Source organism: Gordonia sp. SID5947 (assembly GCF_009862785.1).
Taxonomy (GTDB): Bacteria; Actinomycetota; Actinomycetes; order Mycobacteriales; family Mycobacteriaceae; genus Gordonia.
The window spans coordinates 1,778,680-1,796,205 of record NZ_WWHU01000001.1; the positions used below are offsets into that span (position 1 = coordinate 1,778,680).

General features: G+C 66.4%; 15 protein-coding genes. 8 read left to right on the forward strand and 7 right to left on the reverse strand.

The genetic code is table 11. The features are described from left to right. Positions 1-45 precede the first annotated feature (45 nt). From GTV32_RS08240 to greA, 3 genes are all read left to right on the forward strand, one after another. Complete coding sequence (locus tag GTV32_RS08240) at positions 46-516, forward strand: DUF4307 domain-containing protein (RefSeq protein WP_161059729.1); 471 nt, start codon at positions 46-48, stop codon at positions 514-516. After that, entirely contained in the window at positions 513-1,268 is a 756-nt protein-coding gene (locus GTV32_RS08245; RefSeq protein ID WP_343287253.1) for a queuosine precursor transporter, read from the forward strand. The genes GTV32_RS08240 and GTV32_RS08245 overlap by 4 nt, the downstream gene beginning before the upstream one ends. A gap of 125 nt (positions 1,269-1,393) precedes the next feature. Next, positions 1,394-1,888: a transcription elongation factor GreA gene (gene greA, locus GTV32_RS08250; protein ID WP_161059730.1), complete on the forward strand. Its 495-nt coding sequence runs from the start codon at positions 1,394-1,396 to the stop codon at positions 1,886-1,888. Between the two features lie 620 nt (positions 1,889-2,508). Here greA and GTV32_RS08255 read toward each other — a convergent pair. Together GTV32_RS08255 and GTV32_RS08260 are read right to left on the reverse strand one after the other, a co-directional pair. After that, positions 2,509-3,288, reverse strand: a complete 780-nt coding sequence (locus tag GTV32_RS08255) for a DUF4352 domain-containing protein (RefSeq protein ID WP_161059731.1) — start codon at positions 3,286-3,288, stop codon at positions 2,509-2,511. A 467-nt stretch (positions 3,289-3,755) separates the two neighbouring features. Beyond that, complete coding sequence (locus GTV32_RS08260; RefSeq protein WP_161059732.1) at positions 3,756-4,880, reverse strand: nitronate monooxygenase family protein; 1,125 nt, start codon at positions 4,878-4,880, stop codon at positions 3,756-3,758. A 422-nt stretch (positions 4,881-5,302) separates the two neighbouring features. On the opposite strand from GTV32_RS08260, the gene GTV32_RS08265 reads away from it, so the two are divergent. Continuing rightward, positions 5,303-5,623, forward strand: a complete 321-nt coding sequence (locus tag GTV32_RS08265) for a hypothetical protein (protein ID WP_161059733.1) — start codon at positions 5,303-5,305, stop codon at positions 5,621-5,623. On the opposite strand, the gene GTV32_RS08270 is transcribed toward GTV32_RS08265, so the two are convergent. Further along, positions 5,566-6,321 (reverse strand): phosphatase PAP2 family protein, encoded by a 756-nt coding sequence (locus GTV32_RS08270; RefSeq protein ID WP_343287254.1) that lies wholly within the window; start codon positions 6,319-6,321, stop codon positions 5,566-5,568. The two genes, GTV32_RS08265 and GTV32_RS08270, sit on opposite strands and share 58 nt — an antisense overlap. 181 nt (positions 6,322-6,502) lie before the next feature. Between GTV32_RS08270 and GTV32_RS08275 the strand changes: the two genes are divergently transcribed. From GTV32_RS08275 to GTV32_RS08285, 3 genes are read left to right on the forward strand one after another with little or no spacing between them, the layout of a single operon-like run. Continuing rightward, positions 6,503-7,720: a hypothetical protein gene (locus GTV32_RS08275; protein WP_343287255.1), complete on the forward strand. Its 1,218-nt coding sequence runs from the start codon at positions 6,503-6,505 to the stop codon at positions 7,718-7,720. A gap of 56 nt (positions 7,721-7,776) precedes the next feature. Continuing rightward, positions 7,777-8,772: an ATP-binding cassette domain-containing protein gene (locus GTV32_RS08280; RefSeq protein ID WP_161059736.1), complete on the forward strand. Its 996-nt coding sequence runs from the start codon at positions 7,777-7,779 to the stop codon at positions 8,770-8,772. Then, a complete protein-coding gene (locus GTV32_RS08285) occupies positions 8,772-9,611 on the forward strand; it encodes an ABC transporter permease (protein WP_161059737.1) in 840 nt (279 codons plus the stop codon). Before GTV32_RS08280 ends, GTV32_RS08285 begins: the two co-directional genes overlap by 1 nt. A gap of 8 nt (positions 9,612-9,619) precedes the next feature. Here GTV32_RS08285 and GTV32_RS08290 read toward each other — a convergent pair whose 3' ends face one another. Then, the gene (locus GTV32_RS08290; RefSeq protein ID WP_161059738.1) at positions 9,620-12,895 is read right to left on the reverse strand and encodes a BTAD domain-containing putative transcriptional regulator; all 3,276 of its coding nucleotides are present in this window, start codon (positions 12,893-12,895) and stop codon (positions 9,620-9,622) included. Positions 12,896-12,992: 97 nt separating this feature from the next. Here GTV32_RS08290 and GTV32_RS08295 point away from each other — a divergent pair, with 97 nt between their 5' ends. After that, positions 12,993-13,505, forward strand: coding sequence for an SRPBCC family protein (locus tag GTV32_RS08295; protein ID WP_161059739.1), 513 nt, complete (start codon positions 12,993-12,995; stop codon positions 13,503-13,505). Between the two features lie 199 nt (positions 13,506-13,704). Here GTV32_RS08295 and ilvA read toward each other — a convergent pair whose 3' ends face one another. The 3 genes from ilvA to GTV32_RS08310 are packed head-to-tail and all read right to left on the reverse strand — an operon-like array spanning position 13,705 to position 17,515. Then, positions 13,705-14,904 carry a threonine ammonia-lyase gene (gene ilvA, locus GTV32_RS08300; protein WP_161059740.1) on the reverse strand — a complete coding sequence of 400 codons (1,200 nt, stop codon included), beginning with the start codon at positions 14,902-14,904 and terminating at the stop codon, positions 13,705-13,707. 32 nt (positions 14,905-14,936) lie between these two features. Then, positions 14,937-16,109 carry a cystathionine gamma-synthase gene (locus GTV32_RS08305; RefSeq protein ID WP_161059741.1) on the reverse strand — a complete coding sequence of 391 codons (1,173 nt, stop codon included), beginning with the start codon at positions 16,107-16,109 and terminating at the stop codon, positions 14,937-14,939. A gap of 11 nt (positions 16,110-16,120) precedes the next feature. Further along, a complete protein-coding gene (locus GTV32_RS08310; RefSeq protein WP_161059742.1) occupies positions 16,121-17,515 on the reverse strand; it encodes a cystathionine beta-synthase in 1,395 nt (464 codons plus the stop codon). Between the last annotated feature and the right edge of the window lie 11 nt (positions 17,516-17,526).

A 17,526-nucleotide genomic window follows, 5' to 3' on the forward strand; every position in this document is an offset into this window, starting at 1 on the left:
TCCTCACCTTCGGATAGGTACTGCTCCCATGGTAGGTATTGACGCGTGAACAGTTCAGACGGGGGCACCGGCGCCGGGGAGAACACGCCGCGCAGTGGCCCTCGGGCGACCTACCCGACGCAGCAGTCGCCGACCAGTAGGCGCCGGTGGTTCATCGCGCTGTCTGCGCTGGTGGTGGTCGTGGGTCTCGCGCTCGCCGCTCTGGGCTATTCGAAATTCGCCAACCCGGAGGTCTCCGGCGAGGCGTCCGGATATCAGATCCTGAATCCCTCCACGGTTGCGGTGCAGATCACCATCACACGGCGCGATCCGGGGCAGCCGGCCGCCTGCGTGGTGCGCGGACGCTCGGCAGACGGCGACGAGACGGGTCGGCGGGAGATCCTCATCCCGCCGGGCACGCAGACCCAGGTGGGGGTGCACACCGAGGTGAGCACGTCCAAGCCTCCCGTTATCGGCGAGGTCTTCGGTTGCACCACCGATGTGCCCGCGTATCTGACCGCCCCCTCTGAACCGTGACCACGTCGACGCGCGAGCGCGCGGTCTTCGCGACCGTGGCGACCCCGTACTACGCGTACCTGATGGCGCTGTTCGTCGGCGTGATGCTCGTCAGCAACATCACGGGCACCAAGGGTGTCGTCCTGTTCGACGACTGGCTGAACGTCTCGCTCGGACCCATCCAGATGAACGGCCTGGTCACCGACGGCGCGTTCTACCTGTTTCCTCTGGCGTACGTACTCGGCGACGTGATCAGCGAGGTCTACGGGTTCCGCGCGATGCGTCGGGCGATCCTCGCCGGTTTCGCCGTGTTGTTGATCGCCTCGATCTGCTTTTGGCTGACCATCGAGCTGCCGGCCGCGGACTTCTACGAAGGCCAGGAAGCATTCCGGACGGTCGCGGGCGTGGTCCCCCAGTTCCTGCTCGCCGGACTGGCCGGCTATCTCGCCGGTGAGTTCCTGAACTCGTTCGTGCTCGTGAAGATGAAGGAACGCGCGGGCGAACGTCACCTGTGGGCGCGCCTGATCGGCTCGACGGTGGTCGGCGAGTTCGCCGACACCCTCGTTTTCTGTTCGATTGCGGCGACCGCTCTGGGGATTTCCAGCTGGGGCGATTTCATCAATTACACGGTCGTCGGATTCGTCTGGAAGACGTTGGTGGAGATAGTGATCATGCCGGTGACGTACCTGGTCGTCGGGTGGCTCAAGAGGGTTGAGCCCAGCTACGCAGAAGCACTCCGACAGGCGCGCTCAGACGGTTCTGATGTGCTTTAGCTCTCAGTGACTGGTATCCTCAACTGATACACGGCTCCGCGAGGGGTCGTGTTGCTGCATTTTGAGCAGTCCATATGTCCGGTTGGAGAAACCGCCCGGGCGCGGACAACACAAAGGAGTGACCGATGACCGACACACAGGTGACGTGGCTGACCCAGGAGTCGCATGACCGCCTCAAGGGCGAACTGGATTCACTGATCGCCAATCGACCGGTCATTGCTGCGGAGATCAACGAGCGTCGTGAAGAAGGCGACCTCAAGGAGAACGGCGGCTACCACGCGGCCCGCGAAGAGCAGGGCCAGCAGGAGGCGCGCATCCGTCAGCTCCAGGAGTTGCTGAACAATGCGAAGGTCGGCGAAGCACCGACGCAGTCGGGTGTCGCGCTGCCGGGATCGGTTGTCAAGGTCTATTACGACGGCGACGAGAGCGACACCGAGACCTTCCTGATCGCGACCCGCGAGGAGAGCGCCAAGGGTGGGTCGATCGAGACCTACTCGCCGAGCTCGCCCCTCGGCGCGGCACTGATCGACGCCAAGGTCGGCGAGACCCGCGAATACTCCGTGCCGAGCGGCGCGGTGGTCAAGGTGACCCTCGTCAGCGCCGAGCCGTACCACAGCTGATCCATTCGCCGATGCGTCGGCGACATGACGGCCGGTGTCGAGTGTCGACACCGGCCGTCATCTCGTGGTGGGGTCTATCTCGCCTGCCTTCGATTCCGGTTCTTGGCGGGCCTTCCACTCCCACACCGGTTGAGCACTTCGGTCGTGTACTGAAGATCGAGCCGATTTCCGCCGACCGGTACCGTCGCGTCGGTGGCGATGCCGGGGTTCTCTGACCCGCTCCGCCGGTGTGCCATCGTCGTTCCAGCGCCGGCGACCAGACGACTCGAACAGACCGGACGAATCTTCCTGCGAGCGCCGATCGACGCGCCGCATCGCCCGGAACAGTGATTCCACCTGTGCCGCCGTCGAACTCGGCGAGGATTTCCAGAAATCGTGAGGTGAGCGCAGCGATCTGGCCAGCAAGCCGACGACGCGCTCTCGGAGCTACGCATCTGTCAGGTCACCGACTGCGCATCGCTCGGAGAGATGGTGGTCGGCGGATCGGCAGAAGTGACTTTCACGACAAGCCCCCGCAGGTCGAATGCAACTACCCGAAGGGCCATCGACGAAGGACAAAGGAACGTTCCGCGGAACGCAACGACCCGCAGGGCCACCGCGTTCCGCGGAACGTCACGGCGCTACTTCAGCGAAACCTTCTCGCCGCCCGAGAACATCGAGTCGTGCAGTTCGACGGTCGCCGGGGCGGCGCCGGCCGGCATGTCGTAGACAATCCTGACCTGAACTGCGTTGCCGGGGTTGATGTTGTCCCACACCGCGACATCGGTGCTGTCGCTGTCGAGCGCGATCTGCGCGGAGGTGTCGGATTCAAAACTGCGGCCCTGTGAGTCCAGCAGCTTCTGATTGCTGGGCGAGAACCCCTGCGGCCTGTCGCCGATGTTCTTGACCGTCATTGCGACGATCACAAACTGTCCCTGCGCCTTCTGGGCGAGATAGGGGTTGCTTCCCACGCTCTCGAGACCCCTCTCGACTCCGGTGACCACGAATTCGAACTTGCCGTCGCGGACCGGGCTGTTCATCGCCGCAGCATCATCGTCATTCTGCGGCGCCGTCGCCGTGGGCACATCGGCTGCGGCGTTCGCCGCCGCGGGCACATCGGCTGGGGCGTTCGCCGCCGTGGCGTTTGCAGCCGCAGCGGTGTCGTCCGTCGCGTCGTCGGAACCCCCACCGGACACCGCGGCGATGATGATGAGCAGCATGAAGATTCCACCCATGACCCACGGCCACTTGCGCTTCTTCTTCGGCGACTGAACGGGCGGGATCGGCGCTCCGTACTGCGGAGCGGCGCCGTAATGATCGCCCGGGTACTGCTGCGGTGCCGCGTACTGGGGTGCTCCGCTGTACGGGGCGCCCTGCTGAGGAGCCGCGTACTGCTGCTCCGGATTCTGGGGATTGGTCATGATCATCCTTCTCACGTGCGATCCCCGGGAAGTGGGGGCCGCCTCGGGAGAGATATTGCAGCAGGGGTCTGACAATTCTGCGCGACAGCTACTTTCGATCAGGAACACAGCAGCCAGAGCCGCGACCCTGCCGGCGTCTCAATCGGTGATCCCGTCACCTTGTTTTCGACACCAAGAGCTGACATAGCGATGGATCGCTCGGCCCGGACCTCAGTCGGTTCAACAGCACCGCAGTCGCACAGTCGCCGACCTGCACGATGAATTCCGTATGCTCACCGACGATCTCGCAATTGCTACCGCCGCTGCTGGTATCCCCACATCGTTCGAAGCATCCTCGAGGCCTCGGCCGGACTCGACCACCCCACTACGCTCGTCGATCGCTAGCGCCACGGATTCCTGATCCGAATACGGCGATGACCCGACAACATCGACCGGACGTCACCGGTGCCCCTGCTGTGCAACGGCTTTCACGTCGCGTTGGCGAGGCTCTCCAGATTTCCGGTGGCGTCGATGTACTCCTGCACCCAGCGTTCGATCACGGCGGCGGACTTCTCCACCTTCTGGAACTGGCCGACGACTTGTCCCACCGGATTGAACGCCACGTCGATACTCTCGTCGGGGTGCTTGTGGGTCGCCGCCACCGCCATACCGGAGACCATGTACTGCAACGGCATTCCCAGCGGCTCCGGGTTGTTCGGGTCTTCCCATGCCTCGGTCCAGTCGTTGCGGAGCATGCGGCACGGCTTGCCGGTGAACGACCGGCTGCGCACGGTGTCGCGACTACCGGCGTTGACATAGGCGGCCTGCTGGACCGGCGTGTTCTCGGACTCTTCGACCATCAACCACTGCGAACCGGTCCACGCACCCTGCGTACCCAGTGCCAATGCGGCGGCGATCTGCTGACCACTGCCGATGCCGCCGGCGGCCAGCACCGGACGCGGGGCGACCGCGGCGACGACCTGGGGCCAGAGCACGATCGAACCCACCTCTCCGCAGTGACCGCCACCCTCGCCGCCCTGGGCGATGATGATGTCCACATCGGCGTCGGCGTGCTTGAGCGCCTGCTGGGGTGAACCACACAGCGCGGCGACCTTGCGGCCCGACGCGTGGATCTTCTCGATCATGTCGACGGGCGGTGTACCGAGTGCGTTGGCGATCAGCTTCACCTTCGGGTGCTGCAGAGCGATCTCGACCTGCGGCGTCGCGGTCGCCTCGGTCCAACCGAGCAACTGCAGCGAGTTGTCGCCATCCTCGGCGAGGGGAACGCCGTGGTCGAGCAGCAGCTTGCGCCCGAAGTCCAGGGTCTCGGCGGGCACCATGTCCTGGAGCATCTTCGTCAGCTCCTCGGTGGACATGTCGGCATCCATCCCCTCGTACTTGTTGGGGATGACGATGTCGACACCGTACGGCCGATCCCCGATGTGCTCGTCGATCCACTTGAGCTCGATCTCGAGCTGCTCGGGAGTGAACCCGACCGCCCCGAGCACGCCGAAGCCGCCTGCCTTGCTGACGGCGACCACCACATCACGGCAGTGGGTGAACGCGAAGATGGGGAACTCGATACCGAGCTCGTCACAGATCGGGGTGTGCAATTGAGACTCCTCAACACCAGTGGGTCGACACAGACAGAACAGAAATTAGAACATGTTCTATTCTGGATACTAGAAACGGCAGCCGAGAACAAGCGACCACTCGAATCCCGCGCGGTTCCGAGTACAAGCCGGATCTTCGGGTTCGCGGGGGTTGCGCAGCGATATGGCTGCGGCGTGTGCGCGCCGTGACGGCAATAGTTGTCGTGACGCTCTGCTCACGCCGCAGTCATATACATCTCAGGCCGCGAACACCTCCGCTTCCTCGATCGGCTCGACCCCCGTCGTCGACGAACGTCGAAAGCTGATCCGTGGGTGCGCTCCGTCCCATCGGCGTAGGAGCATCCACAGGTCCTGAAAGCATCCACAGCCAACCCACAGCGACGCCTCAGATCGTCTCCAACCTGCGGCATCATCCTTGAACCATGAGAAAGAACACACGTACCCCCGGCGTTCCACTGATCGTCCTCGATGACGACCCCGCGGTCCTGGACTATGCCCGTGCACTGTTCCTACGCGACACACCGTTGGGTGTCGTCAGCAGCCACTACTCGGCGGCCGTTCCGTTCATGCTCGGCAACAACGGACACACCGCGGCGCTCGTCGCCGACGTCGACGATCCAGATCAACTCGCCGAGGCCATCGTCCTCGTCGAGCGCCGTCTCGGGCGCGTGAGTTCGGTCATCCGCTACGCGACGGATCTCCCCGACACCGCCAACTTGCGCGCGACCGCCTCCGCGGCCTGACGCCACGGCACGTACACGATCGCCATCGCCACCGCGATCACCACGGCGATCGCGATCACGTCCAGCGCATAGTGATTGGCCGTCCCGATCACGACGAAGCCGGTGCTGATCGGATACAGCACCCCGAGCACCCGTACCCACGTCCGCCGCGCATACATCGCGATCATCACCCCGCACCAGATCGCCCAGCCGCAGTGCAGCGACGGCATCGCGGCGAACTGATTCGTGACCGACTCCGGGCCCGGAGAACCCGACCCCTCCCACCAGCCCCACGACGCGGTCTGGGCCATGATGTCGACGTACCCCGGATACATCCGCGGTGGCGCAGTCGGAATCAGGAAGAACCCGGCCAGCGCGATGAGGGTCGTCACCGCCAGCACGAGTGACGCCCGCCGGTAGCGCTCGCGTCGCCGCCAGAACAGCCACACGAACACGCCGATCGTCACCCACCAGTGCAGCGTGTGATAGTGCAATGCGCTGAGATCGGCCACCCAACCGTTGACGTGCACCCAGCGGTTGAGCACCGGTTCGAAGGCGATGTGCAGATGTCGCTCGATCTCCGCGATCGATCGCCCATTCCCGAACGCCCGATCGACGTCCTTGCCACCGATGTTGCGAACCCGCGAATACGCCGAGTAGATCGCCCAGATGAGCAGGATCTCCACCCACCATCGCGGCTGCCCCAGGTATTCGAACACGCGGGCCGACCATCCGCGCGCGCTCGCCGACAACCGAGTGCCTCGGCCCTGAATCTCATGACGCGGCAGATCCCGCCACGCAATTGCCATACGTCCCCCAGCGTGACATTCGGAACGACGTGGTTGATATGTTCAACTAACTGCTACTCCACAGTAGACCGGGGGCAATCGAATGGTCATCGTGGGTTTGGGAAAGCACCCACAGGTGCGGCGACACCACCTCGAGGCCGTCGCGTATCTGGTGTTCGGCGTCGGGTCCCTGGTCCTGTTCCGGTATTCGGACCTCGACGCCCACATCACCTGGGCACATTCGGCCGCCATCGGCTATGGCATCGCAGCACTCATCTCGATCACTCCCCTGCCCGCGGGCACTCGGCGCGGCCGCCTCGCGCGCATCGCCGCGGTCACCGGCGCTCTCATCGTGCCCTTCGTCATGCTGCTGAACGGCCATCACCAGACCCAGGACGAGGTCGGGGTCATCTCCCGGTCCGGCAATCTGCTGATCACCAGCGGAATCCCCTACGTGCATCACGCCACCGACCTTGCCGACATCAATCCCTATCTGCCGGTGATGGCGCTGTTCGGCATCCCGGCGGCACTCGTCGCGCGCACCGGAATCGATCCGCAGAGCGCGTGGAATGTCATCGGGGACCCGCGACTCTGGTGCGCGGCGATCGCGATCGGCGGTGTGTGGGGCTCGATCCGTCTGCTCCGCGCCCGGTCCGGATGGGCGACCAACGCCGCTGTACTACTGATCGCATCTCCGACGATCGCGCTGGAGATGTGTGCCAGCGGAGTCGACCTCCCGCTCGCCGGTTTCCTCCTCCTGGGCCTCGCACTCGCCGCCACCCGACGACCCGCTCTCGGCGCAGTGGTCATCGCCGCGGCCTGCGCGATCAAGTGGGTGGCATTGCTGAGCCTGCCGATCATCCTGGCGCTGTTGGTTGCCCGCTACGGACGTGCCGTCGCGGCCCGGTTCGTCGCGTTCTTCGTGGCCGCATCGGCAGTCTTCGTCATCCCGGCCGTCCTGTCCCTCTCGGACACGATCGCCCAGGTCGTCGAGTTCCCGACCGGCCACGGCAGCACTCCCACCCCCGCGCGGAGTCCGATGCCCGGCGTACTCCTCGCGTCGCTCGGCCCGGACGGCCGTGTCGCCGCCATGGCGTTGCTGGCGGTGTGTGCCGTGGTGTTGTCGACCTGCCTTGTCCGGTGGCCTCCGACAACCTTTGCCGCCGCGGCCACCTTCATCGGGGCGGGCTTCTCGTGCTTCTTCCTGCTCGCCCCGGTCGGGCGGTTCGGATACCTCCTGATCCCCATGTTGCTGTTCGGCCTCGCCTACATCGCCCGCCGGGCCGAACTGTCACGACAACCCATGTCAGCGCCTGTCCAACCGCTGTAACCACCGTGCAAGCGGGTGTAAGACCCACGACAGTGGCACCGGGCAGTCTCTTCGGCATGACAACCACCACCTCTGCCGGCCTGGCGATCGATGCGCACGGGCTGGTCAAACATTTCGGATCGACCCGCGCCGTCAACGGCGTGGATCTGGCCGTCCCGACCGGTTCGGTGTACGGCGTGCTCGGCCCGAACGGGGCCGGGAAGACCACCACCGTCAGCATGCTCGCGACGCTGCTGCGCCCTGACGCGGGCCGTGCGACCGTCTTCGGCTACGACGTCGTCGACGACGCCGTGGCTGTTCGTTCCCTCGTCGGTGTGACGGGGCAGTACGCCTCGGTCGACGAGGACCTCACCGCGACACAGAACCTGGTCCTGTTCGGCCGGCTGCTCGGGCTGTCGCGCCCCGCAGCACGCTCGCGCGCCGACGAACTGCTCGAGGAGTTCTCGCTGACCGAGGCCGCCGACCGACCGCTGAAGAACTTCTCCGGCGGCATGCGACGCCGTCTCGATCTCGCGGCAAGCCTCATCGACACCCCGCCACTGCTGTTCCTCGACGAACCCACCACCGGGCTCGATCCCCGCACACGGGCTCAGATGTGGGAAACCATCCGCAATCTCGTCCGGCAGGGTTCGACGGTATTGCTCACCACCCAGTATCTCGATGAGGCCGATCAACTCGCGGATCGTATCGCCGTCATCGACCACGGGATGGTGGTCGCGGACGGCACCGCCGACGAACTCAAGCAGTCGGTCGGTGCCAGCACCCTGCAGCTCGTCCCGGTGGACCGTGCCGACGCGCAGGAGGTGTCGCGGATCGTCGAGGCCATCCTCGGCGAGACCGCGACCCTGAGCCCGGAGGCCGCGCGTGTCTCCGTCGGCCTCCAGAAGCCCGACCTGGTTCCCGATGTCCTGATCGCGCTGCGCGAGAACGAGATCGCGATCGACGAGATCAACGTCCAAAAGCCGAGCCTCGACGAGGTGTTCCTCACCATCACCGGCCGGCCCGCCGACGACCAGAACGTCACCGACACCATCACAGAGGAGGTGGCCTGATGACCACCACGACCATCGATCGCGACCCGACGTCGGCCGCGATCACCACCAAAGAGGCACGGCCGGCGGCCAAACGCTCGATCACCCTGGTCGAGACCATCCGGCAGTCGTTCTCCATGGCCTACCGGGGCGTGCTGAAGATCCGGCACAACCCGGAGCAGCTGTTCGACGTCACGATCCAGCCGATCATCTTCACGCTGATGTTCACCTACATCTTCGGTGGCGCGATCAGCGGCAACGTCCATGACTATCTACCGGTCATCATCCCCGGAATCCTCGTGCAGACCGTCGTGATGACCTCGATCGTCACCGGCACACAGCTGCGTGAAGACATGGACAAGGGCGTCTTCGACCGATTCCGATCACTTCCGATCGCGCGTATCAGCCCGCTCGCGGGCGCGCTCCTCGCCGACGTGATCCGCTACCTGATCGCCAGTGTCCTCACCATCGTCATGGGTGTCATCATGGGTTGGCGGCCCGACTTCTGGGGCGTGGTCGCATCTGCGCTGCTGGTCATGATCTGCAGTTTCGCGGTGTCGTGGATCTTCGCATTGATGGGCTGCCTGATGAGCAAAGCCTCTGCAGTGCAGGGTATCTCGATGCTGATCATGTTCCCGCTGACCTTCATGTCCAACGCGTTCGTCCCGGTCGACACGATGCCGGGTTGGCTGCAGGGCTTCGTGAAGCTCAATCCGGTGAGCAACCTGGTCACCGCGGTCCGCGAACTGACCGCCAACGGCCACGTCGGCGTGCATGTGCTCTACGCACTGCTCGGCGCCGCGGTCATCACCGTGGTCTTCGCACCACTGGCGGTGCGGGCGTACATGCGCAACACCTGATCTGACGCTCAACCCTGAATACTGGCGCGCGGCGCCAGGCGGGTCCGGACCTCGTCCACCGCCTGGCGCCGCGACCGTTTCGTGGCTTCCTCGACCAGCGAATCCCATTGCGCGGTCGACAGTCCCGAGATGTCGGCCATCTCGACATAGACATGATGCAGCGACGGATAGTCCTGACGGGCACCCAACCGGCGGGCCAGCGCGAGAAGCCAGGGGCCCCTCTCGTCGCCTCGGTCGGTCTCGCATATCAGGTAGCCGGCCGCCATCGCCATCGCCCCGGCCTGCGGCTGATCCTGCCACCCGGTCAATCCGAACGTCTGGTTGATACCGTCGGCGAGCAACGTGAGGAACTCCTCGGCTCGTGCGGGGTCGCCCGCTCGGACGATGCCGACCACCGCAGCGCTGATGAGCATCACCATGCCCGGGTCCTGCGCACCCAGCGGATGGTTTGTCTTCACGACGTCGGCCGCGCGCCAGTAGATCTCGCCGGCGGCCTGCACATGACCGCGCGCATATTCCAGTTCGGCCCAGCCGAGCATCATCGCGCCGATGACCTCGGGATTGCCCTGCGGGTTGGGGTCGTCGGGGGTCCAGCCCTCGGCAGCCATCGCCAGCTCGCGCTCTGCTTCGTCGAGGCGGCCGAGTGCGACGAGGGTGGCCACCAGGTAGCAGCGTGTCTGCAGCTCGTCATCTCGCGACCCCAGACGGTCGAGATCGACGATGCCGCTGCGGTAGTAGTCGACCGCACGATCCCACCGCGCCTGTTGCCCGTGCAGACTACCGATGGTCACCTGCGCCATCCCCGACATCCAGGCGTTGTCGTGCCTGCGGGCTATCTCGCGCAACAGGAGACCGTCCGCCAGCGCACGGTCGAGGTCGCCGAAGTTCTCCCTGGTGTTCATCCGGATCGACAGGGCGGCTGTACGCACCTGTTCGTCGGCGGCACGTGTCGCTCGCGAGACGAACCGCATCGCCGCCTGCGGGGTCCGGCACAGCACACAGGCCGACAGCAGTTCCGTCGGTTCGTCGAAGACCCGGTCCGGTCGATGCATGATGCGGATGTGGTGGCGCCCGGCGGCCACTCCACGAAGATCCTGTCGCATCGCCAGATGCCCCATCGACGCCAGCGCGGTCAACTGCCAGCGGCGGCGCATCGCATCAGAAAGATCCGGCGCCGGCTTGGGTAGTACCGCGAGAATCCTTGTGCCCCAGGACATCACCTCGCCGTGCAATCCACGGACCATCCAGAAGGCACTCAGCACAGGAAATACCGAGACGATGGTGTCGACGGCGTCGGGATCACCCGTGTCGTCGGCCATGGCGACGCAGCGCCGCAACACCCAGACCAGATTGTCGACGTCCGCGGCGATCCAGCTGAACAACCGTTCATCCACCGCGACGTCGTACCTCGCTTCGGCGTCCTCGGCAAAACCTCGGGCCCACCGGGCCATCGCACGGTCGACGTCCACCGACTCGGTCAGATCATCACCACCGGCCAACATCTGCTCGCCGAACTCTCGGACCATCTCCAGCATCCGGTATCGCATGCGGCCGTCGGCCTCGGACACGGTGAGCAGCGACTGGTTCACCAGCGCCTCGAGAGTGTCGGTGAGCAGGAATCCGCGCTGCCCGATGACCACCGATGCGGCGTCGATGGTGAAGCCTGCCGGGAAGCGGCACAGGCGGCGCATCGCCGATCGCGCGTCGGAGTCGAGGAGATCCCAGCTCCATTCGATGACCGCATAGAGCGTGCGATGCCGATCAGGGGCGGTTCGGTCCGTGCCCCGCAGAAGCGCAAAACGCTCCTCGAGCCGTCGCGAGATCTCGGCCACCGTCATGGCGCGAATCCTGGCCGCGGCGAGTTCGATGGCCAGCGGAAGGCCGTCGAGGTGGCGGCAGAGTTCGGCGATCTCGGCCCGGGGCAGGTGAGCGTCGGGCCGGATCGCCCGTGCGCGCCGCTCGAAGAGCTCGACCGCCGAACCATCCATGCCCACATCGAGGACCGGCAGCAGATAGATTCGCTCGGCGGCGAGCATCAGCGGCGAGCGACTGGTGGCGAGGATCGACAGGGCGGGCTCGGCCGCCAACAGGTCCGCGGCCACGCGCGCACAGCGCTCGATGACCTGCTCACAATTGTCGAGGATGATGACGGCGCGCTGTCCACGCACCGCATCGACGAGCCGATCCGCTAGATCGCCGATCGCGACGCGTGGTCGCGCGCCGCTGCCGATGTCTGTCTCACCGACCCCCAGAGACGCCGCGATGGAGGCCACGACATCGTCGTCGTCGCGGACCGGTGCCAGCGGTACAGAGAACACCGGCCGTCCCTGCTCCGCCAGCGCATCGCCGACCCGGTTGGCGACTCGAGTCTTGCCGACCCCGCCCGGGCCCTGGACCGTCACCAGCCGATGCTCGTCGAACGAGGCGACGATGGCCGCGATGTCGTCGTCGCGGCCGATGAGATCCGAGGACTCCACCAGGAGTCCGACCGTCCGGGCGCGTCTGCCCGGCCGCGGCGATGCCTGCGCGTCCGACGCCACCCCTGACGTCGCCGAACTGCTCTCCGCGGCAAGGAGTTCGGCGTTCACGGCAGTGGCCCGCGGGCCAGGATCCGCACCCAGCTGTTCGGACAGGGACCGGCGCAGGCGCGCGAACACCGCCAGCGCGTCAGCGGTCCGCCCCTCCCCCGCCAGCGCGCGCATCAGGTCGACGTGCGCCGACTCGTCCAACGGGTCGGCGCGACAACGCCTGTCAGCGATTTCGCGCGCGGTCACGAAGTCTCCCGCGGCGAGCGCGACGCCGACGTGACGCTGGTCGAGGGCGTCGCGCTGGTGATCCGCGCGCGTCTTCACATCGGCGGCGAGGCCGAAGGGACCGTCGTCGTCGAGATCGTCGCCGGGTACGCCCCGCCACCATCCTGACGCGGCGGCCAGCGCTGCCGGCCGCCCGTCGTCGATGAGATCGGCGACCACCTCCAGATCGGTGCGGCACCCGACGAGTCGGTATCCGTTGCCGACACCTTCGAGGCGGCCGGGGCCGAGCAGTGGACGCAGGCGCGAGATCTGGGTGTGCAGGGCAGGCATCGGCGACCGCGGCGGATCATCGCCCCACACATCGACGATCAGCCGCTCGGCCGACCGGGTTCGCCCGTCCGCGAGCGCCAGCGAGGCAAGGAGCCTGCGGGCGCGTACCCCTGGCACGGCGACCAGGCCTTCCGGCTCGGCACGACCCACCGCAACCGGCCCCAACAGACCGATGACGGTGACGTTCTCGGACGCGGACACCCAGTCAGGTTAACGCCACAGCGCGCTGGGCGACCGCACCGCCGTCGCGCGCACAGCGGGCAGACCGGCCGACCATCGGGCGTGTATGAATGTATCCATGGCGCGCAGCTATCCCCTCGAGTCCATCGACCTCGATTTCTTCGAATCCGCACCGGTCACCTACCGGATTGATGTGAACCTGCCCGTCACGCCGCAGCGGGCGTGGGCCGAGTTCACCCGGCAGAACACACTCGATTGGTGTCGCGCAATCAAATCCATCGAGTTCACCTCCCCGCCACCGTATGGCGTGGGCACCACCCGGAAGGCCTCGCTCGGGGTCGCCGGGTTGTCTGAACACTTCTTCGTCTGGGACGAGGACGACGCCGCGGGCGAGTATCGCAATGCCTTCTACGCGGCCTCCGCGTCGACACCGGGACTCAAGCGGTTCGGGGAACTCACCGAAGTGCGTCCCGCGGAGGTCGGCTGCCGACTGATCTGGTCGTTCGCACTCGAACTCGCCACCTCGGCCAAGGCGGTCACCGCCTTCTCCGGGCCCACCGCGGCCACGGTCTTCAAGACCGTCGAAACCGACACGATTCGCCACTTCGCCAAATTCGCACCCCAGTCCTGACCGACAGCAACCCCAATCCCGCCGACAGCAACCGTCATCCCGTCGACAGCAACCGGTTCCGCGCCGACGGCAACGTGTGTGCGTGCGACCGGCAGTCCCCTCTGCCGCAGCACGTTGCCGTCGGCGGGATTGGGGTTGCTGTCGGCGGGATTGTGGTTGCTGTCAGCGAGGTTTCGGTTGCCGTCGGCGGCGCGGAGGTTCACTCCCGCAGGAAACCCGCCTCCGACAGCGCGTGACGGACTTCGCGCTGGTGCTCAGGTCCGCGGGTCTCGACACTGACTGTCACCTGCACCTCGTCGAGATAGAGATCGTCGGCCACCCGGGAGTGGACCACGTCGACCACGCTGGCACCGCGGTCACGGAGCAATTCCAGGAGAGCGATCAGCCCGCCCGGGCGATCGGAGACCGTTGCGGTGACGGTGAGGAATCGACCGGCCGCCGTGAGCCCGTGGGTCGTGACGTGGCTCAGCAACAACGGATCGATGTTGCCGCCGGAGACGACGACGCACACCTTGCCCGACAGCGCGAGCCCACCGGAAGCCACGGCGGCGACGGCGGCCGCCCCGGCCGGCTCGACGATCAGCTTGGCGCGTTCGAGCATCAGCAGGAGAGCCGTGCTCAACGACTCCTCACTCACCGTCACCACCGAGTCGACCAACTCGCTGATGTGAGCAAACGGGACCTCACCGGGCATCGCGACGGCGATTCCGTCGGCCATGGTGTTCATCGACTCGGCCGCCACCGGGTGTCCTTCTGCGAGCGATCGCGGCCACGCGGCGGCCTGTGCCGCCTGCACCCCGATGACCGAGACCTCGGGGCGTCGTGGCTTCACCGCCGCGGCGATCCCGGCCAACAGGCCTCCCCCACCGAGCGGCACGACGATCGCATCGACGTCGGGGATCTGGGTCAGGATTTCCGATCCGACGGTCGCCTGTCCGGCGACGATGTCGGAGTGGTCGAACGGATGGACCAGCACGGCACCCGTCTCGTCGGCGAACCGCCGCGCCGCGACGAGCGCCTCATCGACCGTCGAGCCCTCGAGAACGACCTCGGCACCATAGGCTTTCGTCGCCGCGACCTTGGGTAGCGCCGCGCCACGCGGCATGTATACGCGGGCGGTGATGCCGAGTGTGCCTGCCGACCAGGCGACTCCCTGTGCATGGTTTCCCGCGCTGGCCGCGACCACCCCCCGAGCCCGTTCCTCCGCCGACAGTCGGGAGATGCGCAGGTAGGCCCCACGCGGTTTGAACGAGCCGGTGCGCTGCAGGTTCTCGCATTTCAGCCACACCTCGCAGCCGATTCGTTCCGACAGCACCCGTGAGGCGATGACCGGGGTACGACGCATGACGCCGGACAGCGCCTGCCCTGCGTCGTCGATCTCGGCGGAGGTGAGCAACATGGTCGCCAGTATCGGCCCTCGGCCGTCCGAAATCAGCCCAACGCGTTCTCGAGATCGCCGAGGAGATCGGCGATGTCCTCGATACCGACCGACAGACGCACCAGATCGGCGGGCACCTCCAGCAGCGAGCCGGCGGTCGATGCGTGGGTCATGGCACCGGGATGCTCGATCAACGACTCGATGCCGCCGAGCGACTCGGCAAGTGTGAACACCTCGGTCCGTGCGCAGAACTCCTGCGCCGCAACCTGTCCGCCCTTGACCCGAACCGACACCATGCCGCCGAATCGCCGCATCTGCTTGGCCGCGACGTCGTGGCCGGGGTGCATGGGCAGACCCGGGTACAGGACCGAATCGATCTTGGGATGTGACGACAGGTAGTCGACGACCTTTTCGGCGTTGTCGCAGTGCCGGTCCATGCGCACGGCGAGCGTCTTGATGCCGCGCATGGTGAGGTAGGCGTCGAACGGGCCCGGCACCGCACCGGCACCGTTCTGCAAGAACGCCACCGCATCGTCGAGTTCTTCGCTGTTGGTGACCAGTGCGCCGCCGACCACGTCGGAGTGCCCGCCCAGATACTTGGTCGTCGAGTGCAGCACCACGTCGGCGCCGAGGGTGATCGGCTGCTGCAGGTACGGCGAGGCGAAGGTGTTGTCCACCACGAGTTTTGCCCCGGCCTCGTGCGCGACTGCGGCGAGCGCCTCGATGTCGCCGACATTCAGGAGCGGATTGGTCGGGGTCTCGATCCAGACCAGCTTGGTGGCGGGCGTGATGGCGGCCCGCACCGCGTCGACGTCGGACACGGGTGCCGCCGAGTACGTGATCCCCCACTGCGAGAAGACCTTGTCGATGAGACGGAAGGTGCCCCCATAGGCGTCGTTCGGGATCACCATGTGGTCGCCGGGACGCAGGGTGGCGCGCAGCAGTGCGTCGGTCGCGGCCATACCGGATGCGAATCCCCGCCCGTACTCGCCGCGTTCCAGCGCGGCGATGTTGGCCTCGAGTACCCGCCGGGTCGGGTTACCGGTCCGTGCGTACTCGAATCCGTCGCGGAGGCCGCCCACGCCGTCCTGCGCGAACGTCGAGCTGGCATAGATCGGCACGTTCACGGCGCCGGTCCGTGGGTCCGGTTCGTATCCGGCATGGATGGCCTGGGTGGAAAATCCTTGCCAGCGGGTCGAATCCGCGGCACTACGCTTCTCGCTCATGACTCGACTTCCTATCCGACGATGGGGTTGCTGCTGACAAAGGCCAGCAGATCGTGGCGGGTGATGACGCCGATCGGCTTGCCGTCCTCCACCACCATGAGGGCATCCGACTCCGACAGCACCTTGGTCGCCGCGGAGACCGGCTCGCCGGACCCGATGAGCGGGAACGGATCACCCATGTGCGCCGAGACCGGGTCGGCCAGACTCGCGCGGCCCTCGAACACCGCCCCCAACAGGTCCCGCTCGGTGACCGCGCCGGCGACCTCACCGGCCATCACCGGCGGCTCGGCCCCCACCACCGGCATCTGGGAGACGCCGTACTCACGGAGGATCTCGATGGCGTCGCGCAGAGTCTCCGACGGGTGGGTGTGCACCAGGTCGGGCAACGCTCCGGCCTTTCCGCGCAACACGTCACCGACGAGCGGTTCGGTCGTCTTGCCGTCGAGCGGGGACCGGAGGAAGCCGTAGCTGCTCATCCACTTGTCGTTGAAGATCTTGCCCAGATAGCCGCGGCCGCCGTCGGGCAACAACACGACGACCACCGCATCCGGCCCCTCACGTTCGGCGACCTGCAATGCGGCCACCACGGCCATGCCGCACGAACCGCCCACCAGGAGGCCCTCTTCACGCGCGAGCCTGCGGGTCATGTCGAACGAATCGGCATCGGACACCGCGATGATCTCGTCCGGGATCGACGGGTCGTATGCCGTCGGCCAGAAATCCTCGCCGACACCCTCGACCAGGTAGGGACGACCGGTGCCACCCGAGTAGACCGAGCCCTCCGGGTCGACGCCGACCACCTTCACGGCCCCGTCGGAGACCTCCTTGAGGTAGCGACCCGTTCCCGTGATCGTGCCGCCGGTGCCGACGCCGGCCACGAAGTGGGTGACGGTGCCGTCGGTGTCGGCCCAGATCTCCGGACCGGTGGTCTCGTAATGGCTCTGCGGGCCGGCCGGATTGGAGTACTGATCGGGCTTCCAGGCGCCCTCGATCTCGCGCACGAGCCGGTCGGACACGCTGTAGTAACTGTCCGGATGGTCCGGCGGCACCGCGGTCGGGCACACCACCACCTCGGCACCGTAGGCACGCAGCACGTTGCGCTTGTCCTCCCCGACCTTGTCGGGGCACACGAAGACGCATTTGTATCCGCGCTGCTGGGCCACCAGCGCCAGTCCGACGCCGGTGTTGCCCGATGTCGGCTCGACGATGGTGCCGCCCGGCGGCAACGCACCCGACTTCTCGGCGGCCTCCACCATCCGGACGGCGATCCGGTCCTTGCTGCTGCCACCGGGGTTGAGGTACTCGAGCTTGGCGGCGACCAGGCCCGAACCGGGGTTGGTCACCGAGTTGAGCTTGACCAACGGGGTGTTGCCCACCAGGTCCACGACATGATCAGCGATACGCATACGACCATGGT

What these genes read in the sequence shown, in the direction of transcription:
- GTV32_RS08305 (WP_161059741.1), bottom strand. Translation starts at nt 16,109, where the DNA reads ATGAGCGAGAAGCGTAGTGCCGCGGATTCGACCCGCTGGCAAGGATTT.
- GTV32_RS08255 (WP_161059731.1), bottom strand. Translation starts at nt 3,288, where the DNA reads ATGACCAATCCCCAGAATCCGGAGCAGCAGTACGCGGCTCCTCAGCAG.
- GTV32_RS08295 (WP_161059739.1), top strand. Translation starts at nt 12,993, where the DNA reads ATGGCGCGCAGCTATCCCCTCGAGTCCATCGACCTCGATTTCTTCGAA.
- greA (WP_161059730.1), top strand. Translation starts at nt 1,394, where the DNA reads ATGACCGACACACAGGTGACGTGGCTGACCCAGGAGTCGCATGACCGC.
- GTV32_RS08285 (WP_161059737.1), top strand. Translation starts at nt 8,772, where the DNA reads ATGACCACCACGACCATCGATCGCGACCCGACGTCGGCCGCGATCACC.
- GTV32_RS08265 (WP_161059733.1), top strand. Translation starts at nt 5,303, where the DNA reads ATGAGAAAGAACACACGTACCCCCGGCGTTCCACTGATCGTCCTCGAT.
- GTV32_RS08280 (WP_161059736.1), top strand. Translation starts at nt 7,777, where the DNA reads ATGACAACCACCACCTCTGCCGGCCTGGCGATCGATGCGCACGGGCTG.
- ilvA (WP_161059740.1), bottom strand. Translation starts at nt 14,904, where the DNA reads ATGTTGCTCACCTCCGCCGAGATCGACGACGCAGGGCAGGCGCTGTCC.
- GTV32_RS08310 (WP_161059742.1), bottom strand. Translation starts at nt 17,515, where the DNA reads ATGCGTATCGCTGATCATGTCGTGGACCTGGTGGGCAACACCCCGTTG.